At 69.1% G+C, this 13,112-nt stretch carries 12 protein-coding genes; 9 read left to right on the top strand and 3 right to left on the bottom strand.

All coding sequences use genetic code 11. From position 1 onward, the window contains the following. Nucleotides 1-16 precede the first annotated feature (16 nt). A complete protein-coding gene (locus tag JQN84_RS16300; RefSeq protein ID WP_204959218.1) occupies nucleotides 17-376 on the bottom strand; it encodes a hypothetical protein in 360 nt (119 codons plus the stop codon). A 387-nt stretch (nucleotides 377-763) separates the two neighbouring features. Here JQN84_RS16300 and JQN84_RS16295 point away from each other — a divergent pair, with 387 nt between their 5' ends. The 7 genes from JQN84_RS16295 (at nucleotide 764) to JQN84_RS16265 (ending at nucleotide 9,403) form a co-directional block, all read left to right on the top strand. Continuing rightward, complete coding sequence (locus JQN84_RS16295) at nucleotides 764-985, top strand: winged helix-turn-helix domain-containing protein (RefSeq protein WP_204959217.1); 222 nt, start codon at nucleotides 764-766, stop codon at nucleotides 983-985. Nucleotides 986-1,388: 403 nt separating this feature from the next. Further along, nucleotides 1,389-1,820 carry a hypothetical protein gene (locus JQN84_RS16290; RefSeq protein WP_204959216.1) on the top strand — a complete coding sequence of 144 codons (432 nt, stop codon included), beginning with the start codon at nucleotides 1,389-1,391 and terminating at the stop codon, nucleotides 1,818-1,820. 136 nt (nucleotides 1,821-1,956) lie between these two features. Next, nucleotides 1,957-5,448 carry a DEAD/DEAH box helicase family protein gene (locus JQN84_RS32290; RefSeq protein ID WP_204959215.1) on the top strand — a complete coding sequence of 1,164 codons (3,492 nt, stop codon included), beginning with the start codon at nucleotides 1,957-1,959 and terminating at the stop codon, nucleotides 5,446-5,448. Continuing rightward, nucleotides 5,445-6,854 carry a restriction endonuclease subunit S gene (locus JQN84_RS16280; RefSeq protein ID WP_204959214.1) on the top strand — a complete coding sequence of 470 codons (1,410 nt, stop codon included), beginning with the start codon at nucleotides 5,445-5,447 and terminating at the stop codon, nucleotides 6,852-6,854. The genes JQN84_RS32290 and JQN84_RS16280 overlap by 4 nt, the downstream gene beginning before the upstream one ends. A gap of 5 nt (nucleotides 6,855-6,859) precedes the next feature. Next, nucleotides 6,860-8,350: a type I restriction-modification system subunit M gene (locus tag JQN84_RS16275; protein ID WP_204959213.1), complete on the top strand. Its 1,491-nt coding sequence runs from the start codon at nucleotides 6,860-6,862 to the stop codon at nucleotides 8,348-8,350. Between the two features lie 121 nt (nucleotides 8,351-8,471). Then, nucleotides 8,472-8,792, top strand: coding sequence for a helix-turn-helix domain-containing protein (locus tag JQN84_RS16270; protein ID WP_204959212.1), 321 nt, complete (start codon nucleotides 8,472-8,474; stop codon nucleotides 8,790-8,792). A gap of 275 nt (nucleotides 8,793-9,067) precedes the next feature. Next, on the top strand, nucleotides 9,068-9,403 hold the full coding sequence (locus JQN84_RS16265) for a DUF6204 family protein (protein WP_204959211.1): 336 nt from the start codon (nucleotides 9,068-9,070) through the stop codon (nucleotides 9,401-9,403). A 205-nt stretch (nucleotides 9,404-9,608) separates the two neighbouring features. Here the strand turns inward: JQN84_RS16265 and JQN84_RS16260 are convergent, their stop codons facing one another. Next, nucleotides 9,609-9,824, bottom strand: a complete 216-nt coding sequence (locus tag JQN84_RS16260; RefSeq protein ID WP_231932565.1) for a helix-turn-helix transcriptional regulator — start codon at nucleotides 9,822-9,824, stop codon at nucleotides 9,609-9,611. Nucleotides 9,825-9,903: 79 nt separating this feature from the next. Between JQN84_RS16260 and JQN84_RS16255 the strand changes: the two genes are divergently transcribed. Continuing rightward, nucleotides 9,904-10,095 carry a hypothetical protein gene (locus JQN84_RS16255; protein ID WP_084261485.1) on the top strand — a complete coding sequence of 64 codons (192 nt, stop codon included), beginning with the start codon at nucleotides 9,904-9,906 and terminating at the stop codon, nucleotides 10,093-10,095. Next, nucleotides 10,092-10,427, top strand: coding sequence for a hypothetical protein (locus JQN84_RS16250; protein ID WP_239485515.1), 336 nt, complete (start codon nucleotides 10,092-10,094; stop codon nucleotides 10,425-10,427). Before JQN84_RS16255 ends, JQN84_RS16250 begins: the two co-directional genes overlap by 4 nt. Here JQN84_RS16250 and JQN84_RS16245 read toward each other — a convergent pair whose 3' ends face one another. Continuing rightward, nucleotides 10,428-13,085, bottom strand: coding sequence for a tetratricopeptide repeat protein (locus JQN84_RS16245; protein WP_204959210.1), 2,658 nt, complete (start codon nucleotides 13,083-13,085; stop codon nucleotides 10,428-10,430). Between the last annotated feature and the right edge of the window lie 27 nt (nucleotides 13,086-13,112).

Genomic DNA, 13,112 nt, shown 5'->3' with positions numbered 1-13,112 from the left:
CGTGGCTCGGTGACGATCAGCGAGGCCCCCGGGCAGCCTTGATCAATCGGGCGTACCGCACCTGCTCGCACGGGTAGTCATCGCCGCAACCGCACACCTTGCGGGTCACCACGTGCGGGGGATGGGCGAAGAGGATGTCGTCGGCGTCCTCGACGTCCTGGTCGGACACGAGCAGGCCGAGGTCCCCGCCGGACTCCGGCGGACTGTCCTCGTCCGAGCGGCGCTCGTGGTACGGGCGCCGGTTGTCGTGGGGGTGCTTGGTGTCGTGCCGGTGCTGGTTGTCCCGATGGTGCTTGTCGTCGTGGGGATGGCGGTTGTCGTGCTGTGGTCGGGTGGGGTGTCGCTCGGGGTGGTGCGGGTCGGGTTGGTCGTCCATCGGGGCAGCTCCTGGTCGAGTTCCGTTGGTGAGGGTGGGGCGGCCGTGATCGGATTGCGATTTCGCGTACTCGCCTCGGCGTGTCGTCTACAAAACTGCAATCTGATCTTGAATTCGCCTGAGTTAAGGGCGTGGTGCGGGCGGGTTGCGGCCCAGGGTGTGTGGGTGGGTGCTGGTGGGTGACCGCGCGCCCGGTCGGGCCGGGGGGATGACCCGACCGGGCGCTCTGTGCGGGTGAGGAACAGACCAACTCCGGGTTTGCAGACCTGGGGAGTAGGTCGAGGGGAGCTTTACACATCTAGTCACACATGGCAAGCACGACAACACGTTACTTGTCACGGGTAGTGACACGTGATCGAATGGCGGGGCAGACCTGGGAGTACACACATGCCCGTCAAACCCAAGTGGCAACAACTGGCGGACCGCATTCGTGGTCAGATCGAATCGGGAGAGCTCGCGCCGGGGGATCAGCTACCCTCCACCATTCAGCTCAAGACCGAGCACGGCGTCTCGACGACAGTCGTTCGGCAAGCCATCCTCGTCCTACAGACGCAGGGATGGGTGCAGGGTGTCCACGGGCTCGGGGTGTTTGTCGCCGAGCGGGAGTGACCGAGGCGGCTTCCCGTCGACGGGCCGTCGGTGGCGGTGACCCTGCCGTTCGGGATGTGGTTCCGTCGGGGGTAGCTGCGGTCGGTGTTCACCTCGTAGGCTCTCGGTGGTCATCGTCGATGCGGCGGGGTGACTGTGGTGTGTCGACAGACCTGGGGAAGTGTGTGTGAGCGCGGTACGCGCGCTGGGAAACTGAGCGGGCGCTCATGACCGGTGTGGTCGACCCGGCGGCGGCCGGACCCGTGTGTACGTGTGATCGTCGACCTACCGGACGGCCGTGTGGGTAACGCGTGTCGACGATGTGACCCGCCGGCTCCGTGGTGCCGATTCATCGCAAAGTCAGTACCACCGCCAGCCCCGGCGCTGGCGGTCGACCAGTTGGACACGATCGAGGCGGTGGGCGATGACGGTGCAGGGGCGTGACGGTGGCGATCTGGACGGCTTCCACATCGGGTGGGTGCCGGAGGATGCGGGCGACCTGGTGTCGGACTTCGCCTCCGAGTGGGACGACGTCACCTTCGCCACCCGGGTCTGGGAACGGGCTGTCGACGACGGCCACCGGGTGGACCTGCGGGTGCACGTGCTGCGCGGCGATCGGCTGACCTCGCTGGTGCAGGTGCGCGAGTTCCTGGCCGGCTACCACGAGCGGGATTCCGCCGAGTGGCCGCTTGCCGAGTTCGGTCGCGCCGAGGGCGTCGGGCTGGCCGGCGGGGGCGAGGCGTTCTGGCTGGTCCGGCCGGGCCTTGCGGTTGACGTGCTGGTGGACGTCGAGCGGTTCGACGGGGAAACCGCGATCGAGGTCGCCAGCTCCATCACGGAGCTGCCCCACGGCTGACCCTGGGCCGGCGGCACCCCGGCGCTCCCGGACGCTTCCCGAGCGCTGTCGGGTTTCCGATAGCTTGCGGGATACCGAAGATGTACGCCCGTTCATATCCTGACGTGTTCACCGTCGCTTATGGACGTGGAGAGTCGTGGATCCTCGACAGGTACGCCGGTTGGCGGAGCAGTCTGCCAACTTCGGGTTCTTGAAGAACCATCCCCTGCTGGTCTGGTACGGCGCAGGGGCCGAGCTGCTCGTCTACGTCGATGCCCAGTCGGCGATGTTCAAGGCTCGCGCGTTCGGCGACGTGCTCGCCCGGGAACTTGTCCGCCGTACCGACGCCACACCGCACGGCAAGAGCTTCTTCCACCAGGTGGAGGTGCTGTATGCCAACGGCGCACTCACCGCCAAGGTCTACGCCGCGTTCGACCGGCTGCGGGACACCGGCAACCAGGCCGTCCACGATCACCTGGGTGAGGTGCGGGAAGCCCTCGAACTGCTGCGTACCTGCTTCGAGTTGGGGCTCTGGTTCCACCGGGCGGTGACCGACGACCGGGCGCCGATCGGGTTCGTGCCACCCACCCCGCCGCAACGGCAGGTGTCGGCCGCTCTGGTGAGCGGCCTCCAGGCCGAGATCGAGCGCTACAAGCAGGAGCTTGCCGAGACGAAGTTGCTGCTGGACGGTCAGCCGTCACTGGCCCTCGCCCAGGCGGCGGCCACGGTCGCCGCCGAGCAGGCGGTACGCGACGCCGACGCCCGACGGCCGCAGGCCGCCGCGCTGCTCGCCAGCCTGGAACCGGCCGCCGAGGCGGCGCAGCAGGCATTTGACAGCGCCAAGCCGGTGAAGGTGTCGGCGGCCAAGCGGGAGGAGTTCATCGCCCGCGCCCGCCGGGCCTCGCACGAGCCGTTGAACGAGGTGCAGACCCGGGTCGAGATCGACCGCCAGCTCACCGCCGCCGGTTGGCAGGTCCAGGACCAGGACCAACTCAACCTGTACGCGGGCGTCGGCGTCGCGGTGCGCGAGGTGACCCTGGCGACGGGCCGGGCCGACTACCTGCTCTACGTCAACCAGCGCCTCGTCGGGGTGATCGAGGCCAAGCGGGAGGGCACCGCCCCGCGCGGGGTGGAGGCGCAGCTCGACCGCTATCTCAACGGGTTGACCGCCGAGCAGCGGCTCAGCGCCTGGCGGCGGGAGGCGGCGCTGCCGTTCGGGTACGTCGCCACCGGCACCGAAACCGCGTTCGTCAACCAGCTCGACCCGTTTCCGCGTACCCGGGAGGTGTTCGCGTTCCATCGGCCGGAGACGCTCGCCCGGTGGATGCGGGAGGCCGACGACGAGCCGGCCGCGCCGACGCTGCGCGCCCGGCTGCGCCGGATGCCGGCGCTGGACCGGCTGGGCCTGCGCCCGGCGCAGATCGACGCGGTCGAGGGCCTGGAACGCTCGCTGGCCGACGCCCGGCCCCGGGCGTTGATCCAGATGGCCACCGGGGCGGGCAAGACGTTCACGGCGGTCACCGCCAGCTACCGGCTGCTCAAGTACGCCCGCGCCCGCCGCATCCTGTTCCTGGTCGACCGGAACAACCTCGGCAAGCAGACCCTGCGGGAGTACGCCGGCTACCAGGCCCCCGACGACGGGCGGAAGTTCACCGAGTTGTACACGGTGGACCGGCTCTCCGGCGGCGGCCTGCTCGACTCGTCGACCGTGGTGATCTCCACGATCCAGCGCCTGTACGGGGCGTTGCGCGGCGACGAGCTGCCCGACGTCGACCTGGACGACCAGGCGTACGACAGCTACGACCTGGACTCCCCGGTCGAGGTGGCGTACCAGCCGCAGCTGCCGCCGGAGACGTTCGACCTGATCGTGGTGGACGAGTGCCACCGCTCGATCTACGGCAAGTGGCGGGCGGTGATCGAGTACTTCGACGCCTTCGTGGTGGGGCTGACCGCGACCCCGGTGAAGCAGACCCTCGGCTTCTTCCGGCAGAACCTGGTGTCGGAGTACACCTACGAGCAGGCGGTCGCCGACGGGGTGAACGTCAACTTCGACGTCTACCGGATCAGGACCGAGATCACCGAGGGCGGGCAGAAGATCGAGGCCGGCACCGTCGTGCCGCTGCGCGACCGGCGGACCCGGGCCGAGCGTTACCAGGAGTTGGAGGACGACTTCACGTACGCGGGCCGCCAGGTCGGCCGGTCGGTGATCTCGAAGGGGCAGTTGCGGCTGGTGCTGGAGACCTTCCGCGACCGGCTGTTCACCGAGATCTTCCCCGGCCGTTCCACGGTGCCCAAGACGCTGATCTTCGCGCGTGACGACAACCACGCCGAGGAGATCGTCACCATGGTCCGGGAGGTGTTCGGGCGCGGCAACCAGTTCGCCAGGAAGATCACCTATTCCTCCCGGCGGGACGGCGACAACCCCGACACCCTCATCCAGGCGTTCCGCAACAGCCCGGAGATGCGGGTCGCGGTCACCGTCGACATGATCGCCACCGGCACCGACGTACGGCCGCTGGAGTGTGTGTTCTTCCTCAGGCCGGTGCGCAGCGCCACCTACTTCGAGCAGATGAAGGGGCGTGGGGCGCGCACCATCGACCCGGCCGACTTCCAGTCCGTCACGCCTGACGCGAGGGTGAAGGACCGGTTCGTCATCGTCGACGCGGTGGGGGTGACCGAGGCCGACCTGGACGAGGCGGTGCCGCTGCAACGGCACAGCGAGCAGCAGATCTCGCTGCGTGACCTGCTACGCAAGGCCGGCGCGTTGACCGCCGACGCCAACGAGGTGGCCACCCTCGCGTCCCGGCTGTCCCGCCTCGACCGGCAGCTCACCGACGACGAGCGCGCCGAGCTGGCCGACCTGGCCGGGCAGCCGCTCACCGGCATCGTCAGGGGCCTGGTCGACGCGGTCGCCCCCGAACAGCTCAACCCGGCGACCCTGGCCGGGCCGGACGCCGTCCGTGACCTGCTGGCCGGTGCGCTGCGCCCGCTGGCCGCGAACCCGCAGCTGCGCGCCCGCATCCTGGAGATCCGCCACACCCACGACGTCACCATCGACGAGGTCAACGCCGACACCCTGCTGTCGGCGGCCGGGGTGCCCGCCGCCGAACGCGCCCAGGTGACCGTGCGGAGCTGGCACGACTACCTCGAACAGCACCGCGACGAGATCACCGCGTTGCAGGTGTTCTACGAGGGCAAGGGCCGGATCAGCTACGACCAGCTCAAGGAGCTGGCGGCCCGGATCGCCAGGCCCCCGCAGGCGTGGACCCCGGATTCGCTGTGGCAGGCGTACGTGCAGCTCGGCCGGACCGTCGAGCAGTCCGGGCCGCGCGGGGTGACCGACCTGGTCGCCCTCATCCGCTACGAACTGGGCCACGACCAGGAACTTCGTCCATTTCGTACGACCACAGAGGAACGCTTCCGTGGGTGGCTGCTGCGGCAACAACAGGCGGGCGCTACCTTCACTGCCGATCAGGTGTGGTGGCTGGAGAGGATCAAGGACGTGATAGCGGTCAGCGTGGAGATCACCCCCGACGACCTGGAAGGGGCACCCTTCACCGAACGCGGCGGCATCGACGGGTACGCGGGCGCCTTCGGCAACCGCGCCGAACCCCTCCTCACCGAACTCAACCAGGAGCTGTCCGCGTGACCGACCTGCCACCGGGTTGGGAATGGTGCACGCTCGGCGACCTGGTGACGCGCATCGAAGCCGGGAAATCGTTCACGTGTCACCCGCGTCCCGCCCGTCATGGTGAGTGGGGCGTGCTCAAGGTCAGCGCGATGACCTGGGGTGAGTTCCGGGAGCAGGAGAACAAAGCGGTTCCCGAAGGTCGGGAGTTCGATCCGAGGTATGAGGTTCGGCCGGGGGACATCCTCGTGAGCCGCGCGAACACGGAACAGTATGTGGGCGCTCCGGTCCTGGTCCGAAACTGCCGTCCCCGGTTGCTGCTCAGCGACAAGAGTCTACGGTTGATTCCGTCTCCCGAGATCGATTCGGCCTGGCTGCTTCGGGTTCTTTCCTCGCCGTCGATCAGGCGTCAGATCTCCACCCGCGCCAGTGGTCAGCAGGACTCGATGCGGAACATCTCCCAACAAGCGCTCCTTTCGTTGGAGCTGCCGGTCCCACCCCGTGCCGAGCAGCGCCGTATCGTTGATGATCTCGGAGTTCACCTCTCTCGGCTCGATAAGGCGGCCGACCTGCTCGTCAAGCAGTCGTTGCGCCTGCGCGCTCTGAAGAAGCGAGTGCTGGTCGACTCTGTGCCGTTCGGTGACGAGACTGGCTGGCGGACCGTGACCGTTGCGGAGGCAGGGCGGGTCGACCTCGGTCGGCAACGGCATCCGGACTGGCACACCGGGGACCACATGCGGCCCTATCTACGCGTCGCAAATGTGTTCGAGGACCGCATCGACACCACCGACGTGATGGAGATGGACTTCCCGCCGGCTGTCTTTGAGAAGTTCAAGCTCGTGCCGGGTGACGTCCTCCTCAACGAAGGTCAGAGCCCCGAGTTGCTTGGTCGTCCAGCGCTGTATCGCGGCGTTCCTGAGGACGTCGCCTTCACCAACAGCCTGTTGCGGTTCCGGGTTGGCCCCGACGTCGATCCGGAGTGGGCGCTGTTGGTCTTCCGACGCCATATGCACGCCGGGCGCTTCTCGCGCGAAGTGAGGATCACCACCAACATCGCCCATCTCTCGGCTACGAGATTCAAGGCGGTGGAGTTCCCCATACCCCCGCTCACCGAGCAGCGGGAGATTGTGGCGCGCACCGCCGACCGCTTGGCGGGGGTGGAACGCCTGATCGCGGAGGTTGAGCACGCTGCCAGGAAGTCAGACGCGCTACGGGCGTCGCTGTTGGCGGAGGCATTTGCGGGGCGACTCGTGCCGCAGGACCCGAACGACGAGCCGGCCGCCGAGCTGCTTGCCCGGATCAGGGCAGAGCGTTCGGCCACCATCCCGAAGCAGCGGACGCGCGCCCGGCGTACCCCGAAAGAGTTGGCGGCACCGCCGACCAGGGTGACCGGCGACGACTACCAGCAGGAGACCTTGCCACTGTGAGCACTGTGGATTCGCGCCGTCTGGTGCAGAAGCTCTGGAACTACTGCGACGTGCTGCGCGACGACGGCGTGTCGACCATCGACTATGTCGAACAGTTGACCTACCTGCTGTTCCTCAAGATGGCCGACGAGCGGGCCAAGCGGACGTTCCGGCCGGAGCAGATCGTGCCCGACGAGCTGAGCTGGCAGACCCTGCTGGACGCCGAGGGTGACGACCTGGAGGTGCAGTACCGGCACATCCTCACCGGGCTGGCCCGGGAGGGCGGCACCCTCGGCACGATCTTCCGCAAGGCACAGAACAAGATCCAGGACCCGGCGAAGCTCAAGCGGCTGATCGTCGACCTGATCGACAAGCAGGAGTGGTCGGGCACCGGGGTCGACGTCAAGGGCGACGCCTACGAGGAGCTGCTGGCCAAGGGCGCGGAGGACGCGAAATCCGGCGCGGGGCAGTACTTCACCCCGCGTGCGTTGACCGTCGCGATGGTCGACTGCATGCTGCCCACCCCCGACGACACGATCACCGACCCGGCCTGCGGCACCGGCGGTTTCCTGCTCGCCGCCTATGACCACATCCAGCGTCACCACGGCAGTACCCTCACCCCCGACCAGCGGCGACGGCTCGCGGGCGGCGCGATCACCGGCACCGAGCTGGTCGACGGCACCGCCCGGCTGGCCGCGATGAACATGCTGCTGCACGGCATCGGCACCCCCAACGGCCCGTCACTGATCGCCGTGCGTGACGCCCTCGGCCGGGAGCCTGACCAGCGGGTCAGCCTGGTGCTCGCCAACCCGCCGTTCGGGCGCAGCTCGTCGATCCGGATGGTGGGGGAGGACGGCCGTTCCTCCCGCGAGGAACGCGAGATCGAACGCGCCGACTTCTGGGCCACCACCGCCAACAAGCAGCTCAACTTCGTTCAGCACATCGCCGCGCTGCTGGAGATCGACGGCCGGGCGGCCGTCGTCCTGCCCGACAACGTGCTGTTCGAGGGCGGCGCGGGGGAGACCATCCGCCGCCGGTTGCTCAAGCAGTACGACCTGCACACCATGCTGCGCCTGCCCACCGGCATCTTCTACGCCGGTGGCGTCAAGGCCAACGTGCTGTTCTTCGAGCGCAAGCGTGCCCGCGAGGAACCCTGGACCCAAAACCTCTGGGTGTACGACTTCCGCACCAACCAGCACTTCACGCTCAAGCAGAACCCGCTGCGCCGGGAACACCTCCAGGACTTCGTCGACTGCTATCTGCCCGGCAAGGACCGCGCCGAGCGGGTGGAGACCGAACGTTTCCGCCCCTTCCCGTACGACGAGTTGATCGCGCGCGACAAGGTGAACCTGGACATCACCTGGCTCAAGGACGCCTCCCTGGAGGACGCCGACGCGCTGCTGCCACCCGAGGTGATCGCCCAGGAGATCGTCGAGGACCTCCAGGCAGCCCTACGCGAGTTCGCCGCCATCGCCGAAGCCCTCGGCGCGACCGGCTCCCGGGCCGACGCCGACTGAGCGAGGCTGACCTGCTTGTGTATACCATCCGCTATACTGCGCTGGTGGTGGCAGAGTGGGACATCTACCTCGTCGATGAGGTGCGCGACCTGATCGACAGCCTTGAGAGAGGTAACCGGCCGTGAGCAGCAACTACGTGCGATGGAACGACATTCGCGCCGAGCATGTGGAACGGGCCGGGGGCGAAGAAGTTGTCGAGGCCGGCAAGCGGGAATTGCTCGCCGAGGTGGTCGGGCACCGCCTCGCCGAGGTACGTCGTGCCCGCAGCCTGACGCAACAGCAGGTCGCCGACCGCATGGGTGTCACCAAGGGGCGCGTGTCCCAGATCGAGCAGGGCAAGATCTCCGGACAGGACGTCCTCGCCCGCTATGCCGCTGCACTCGGCGGACGCCTCCATCAGGCGATCTACTTCGACGACGGGAACATTGCCGCCATCGCGTAGCCCTCACCACTCGGTAGGCCCGACCGGCTTCCGCCACATCGCTCGTATCGGCCACGATCGCGCGTGCGCTGTGGTGCGCCGGTTACTGCCGGGTGTCATTCCCGCCGGGGCGTACTGCTGGAAAAGCCGGGGTGTTCCGGTGGCCCTTCGGGTAGGGTCGCCGTCGCGCCTTGTGGTCGGCCTGTGGTAGCCGTGACCTGCCCGGCTTCCTTCCGGTTGCCGCCAGCCCGCCGTTTCGATGTCGTCGTGCTCAGCCGGAGCCGGAGGTCCCCACCATGGCCGAAAAGACCTACCAGGTCATCGTACGCGGCAGGTTCGCGCCGCTCGGTGACGCGCAGCGTGCTGCGCTGCTCGCCAGGGCGGACGAGCACGATGTGTTCCAGGCGAAGTTCACCGAAGAGGGCACCGTGACCTATGAGCGTTCCCTGCTCGGGTTCACCTTCCGCTGCCTGGTCCCGGCCACCCGGGAGGAGGCGGAAGCGGTGGTGATCGGTAGGGCGGAAGCGCTGGCCGCCACCGCCGTCGCGGAACTCGGTGCCGGCCACCGGGACCTCACGTCGGTCTCCACCGACCTCGACGACATCAAGATTCGCCACCGCGCACGGTCGTAACGGCCGGCCAGCCCTCAACGGCGTCGCCACGCGGCGAGCTGCTGTCTCCTTCGTGGAGAGTTGTTGTCGCCCTGGGCGCAACAAGTCTCCACAAACCTGGGCTGGTTGTCGGTGTGGGCTCCGGCGACCCCACCCAGGAGCAGATTGCCGACCGCCGGGGGTGGCAGAGGTGCGCGTCTCGTACGCGCTCCAGCAGGGCGGCCGGTTACTCCGGGGTGTCGTCCTCGGTGGGGCGCGGGGGCCGGTGCTTCGTGATCCACTCTTCGACGTCCACGGCCAGCCACACCTTCATGCCGCGCAGCTCCTGGTAGGGGCGCGGGAAGGTGGGATGCCGGGTGAGCTGCTGGAACCGCTGCCGCGAGACACCCATCCGCTGGGCGATCTCGTAGGGACCCATCAGCAGTACCGGGTCACGACTCATGTTGCCAAGCGTAGTGATTCGCTGACTTTCCGATCGGCTATTGCCAGCTGACTAAACCTCCACCGAGGACCGTGTCGGTATGTCGCGACGAGTGTCCTACCACGAGTATCTGCTCGCTACGGCGATGACGTTGGCACGGCGGCACCGGCCAGCGTGGTCGTGGCGGCGGTGGCGGTTCGTCTGCCGGTGCGGCAACGAACTGCCCTGCCGCTACCGGCACCGCATCCCGATCAACCAGCGGCACTGGCCGAGCCAGGACGGGCCGCGATGATCGAGCTACGGGCCGGGGTGCTGGTCCAGGTCACGCGGAAGGCGAGCCCGCAGTTCGTCAGGCCGATCCTGTTCCGCCTGATCCGGGTCCGCACCGAGTGGATCACGTACGACGGGTGGGCCTGGCTCGACGGCTACCAGATCGACGCCAAGGGCGACGCGGTGGCCCGCCGCTCGATCTACGTCCAACCCGCCGGACTCCTGCCACCCGAACCAGCGCCGACCCGCCAGCCCGTCCCCGCCTCCCGCGCCGCTACCTCCCGGCGCGCTCCTCCGACCCGACCGCACGCCCGCGTCATCCAGGGTGACAAGGTCGTCGATGAGCTGCCGTGATCATCCCTCCGCATCGGGGAGGGGTTCGCTCGCATCGATGCCGGCAGCCGCACGGTGCAACTCGTCAAGGGTGCGTCTGGCTGCTTGACGGCGTTCCTCGAACGCCGCCGGTTCCACAGCCGCAAGCTCGTCGAAGTAGCGGACACCTTCGGCGGTCAAGGCAATGACCTCATCGGTCACGGTGCCAGCCATGAGCCCGACGTATCCGACACTCCACAGTGATGTCGCGAGGCCGGGGAGGTGGGTGTCGCGGTTGATGGTGGTGAGTTCGCGTCGGAGGTTGAGGGCTTCGTGGCTGGTGGTGAGTGCGTCGGTGTGTCGTCCGGCTTGGGCGAGTCGGACCGCGTGGTTGTTGAGCGACATGGCGAGGTCGGGGAGGTGGGCGTCGCGGTTGATGGTGGTGAGTTCGCGTCGGAGGTTGAGGGCTTCGTGGCTGGTGGTGAGTGCGTCGGTGTGTCGTCCGGCTTCGGCGAGTCGGATCGCGTGGTTGTTGAGTGACATGGCGAGGTCGGGGAGGTGGGCGTCGCGGTTGGTGGAGGCGAGTTCTTGGAAGAGGTTGACGGCTTCGTGGCTGGTGGTGAGTGCGTCGGTGTGTTGTCCGGCTTCGGCGAGTCGGCTCGCGTGGTTGCCGAGCGACATGGCGAGGTCGGGGAGGTAGGCGTCGCGGTTGGTGGTGGTGAGTTCGTGGTAGAGGTTGACGGCTTCGTGGCTGGTGGTGAGTGCGTCGGTGTGTCGTCCGGCTTCGGCGAGTCGGAGCGCGTGGTTGTTGAGCGATGCGGCGAGGTGGGGGAGGTAGGCGTCGCGGTCGGTGGTGGTGAGTTCGCGTCGGAGGTTGAGGGCTTCGTGGCTGGTGGTGAGTGCGTCGGTGTGTCGTCCGGCTTCGGCGAGTCGGAGCGCGTGGTTGTTGAGCGACATGGCGAGGTTGGGGAGGTGGGCGTCGCGGTCGGTGGTGGTGAGTTCTTGGTAGAGGTTGACGGCTTCCTGGCCGGTGGTGAGGGCTTCGGTTCGTCGTCCGACTTCGGCCAGCCGTATCGCGTGCTCGTCCATCCATAACGCCTGAACGTCGGGCGGGGTGTCCGGGGTAAAACCAGTGACGATGCGGGTCGTCAGTGTCACTGCCAGCCGCCCCAACTCCGTCGTCGGATGGGGCACGAGGTCGGCGACCCGCCGCGCCCATCCGAGATCGATGTCCGCATCCGACAGCAGCCGCACCGCGCCCGGCGTGAACACCCCCGGGAACTGCACCCCGACCTGGAGCACCGCCTCGACCATCCGGGGCACGTCCACCCCCAACGCCACCTCGATCAGCGCCGCCGCGTCGGCCTGGTGCGTCCTCGCCCGGCCGAGCACCGTCAACGCCCGTACCGCCTGCGCCACCGTCAGGCCGGTGAACACCCGCGCCCGGTCGGCGGACGGGTAGTCCCGCAGCACCTGTACCGCGAGCGCCTCCGCCAGCAGGTCGGGCTGCACCACGCCGAGCCCGGTGCCGTCGGCGGCCGGATAGAGGTCGGCCAGCCACGCCGCGTACCGGTCCACCCGCTCCGGCTCGGCGGCCACCAGCGCGGGGACCCGCCGGACCAGGCCGGCCACCTCGTCCGGGCCGTCCGCGCCGAGCAGCGCCGCCACCCCGACCACCTGCCGCAGCAGCGCGTCCGACGCCGGGTCGTCGGCGGTCAGCAGGCCCGCCCGCCGGGCCGCGAACCGCCAGTAGCGGGCCTCGTGCCCCAACACCTCGGTCAGCACGTCGTACCGGCCGTGCCGGGCTTGCCCGTCCAGGACGGTCAGCAGCGCCTCGGCGTGCAGGCGCAGCACCGGCGTGTCCGCCGGGCGGTTCCGCGCCTCGACCGCCGGCACCGGTCGCCCGAGGTGGGCGGCGAAGTCCCGCGCCGCGAGGGCGACGATCTCGCTGGGTACGCTCTCCTCGATCCGGGCCGGCAGCTCCACCACCTGCGACCGGCCGGTCACCGCGTCGAGCAACTGCGCCTGCTGCGGGTACGCCGCCGACAGCGTCTCCCACCACAGCCCGGCACCCCGGGCGATCAGCAGCACCCGTACCCGTACCCCGGTGGCCCGCTGCGCCGCGCAGACCAGCGCCGCCACCCCGGCCCGGTCCCGCGTCTCGGCGTAGTCGACCACCACGAGCAACCGCGACGGTACGCCGCCCGAGGCGATCAGGGCGGCCGTCTGCTCCTCGGCCCCGGCGTGGATCCACTCGCACCGCCAACCGGGCAGCCGGCCGGCGTACTCCCGGGCCAACCGGGTCTTGCCCACCCCGCCCGCGCCGGTCAGCAGCCGTACCGCCACCGCGTCGGGGTCGGCCGCCCAGGACTCCAACTGGCGCAGCACCCAGCCGCGACCGAGGAAGTCGACCACCTCCCGGCTCGGGTGCAGCAGCCAGGCCACCGACTCCGGCAGCTCGGCCGACGTCACGCCGCGCAGCGCGTCCTCGCCGCGCCGCCGGGCCTCCCGCCTCGCCGCCAGCCGGTCGGCCACCGTCGGCCCGAAGCCGCCGACCACCCCGGCGGCGGCAGCGGAGACGACGGTCCACCCGGTCTTGTCGTCGGCGACGGCCGCCCACGCGCCGAACCCGGCGACCACGCCCGGGATGCCCACCCACCACGCATGCCGACGCCAGGCACCCCGGTCCATACGCGACACCCTACCGAGGGTCACCAACAGGACACG

Origin of the sequence: Micromonospora humidisoli, from assembly GCF_016900955.1 — a bacterium.
Taxonomy (GTDB): domain Bacteria; phylum Actinomycetota; class Actinomycetes; order Mycobacteriales; family Micromonosporaceae; genus Micromonospora; species Micromonospora wenchangensis.
This window is presented reverse-complemented; position numbering and strand designations above follow the sequence as displayed.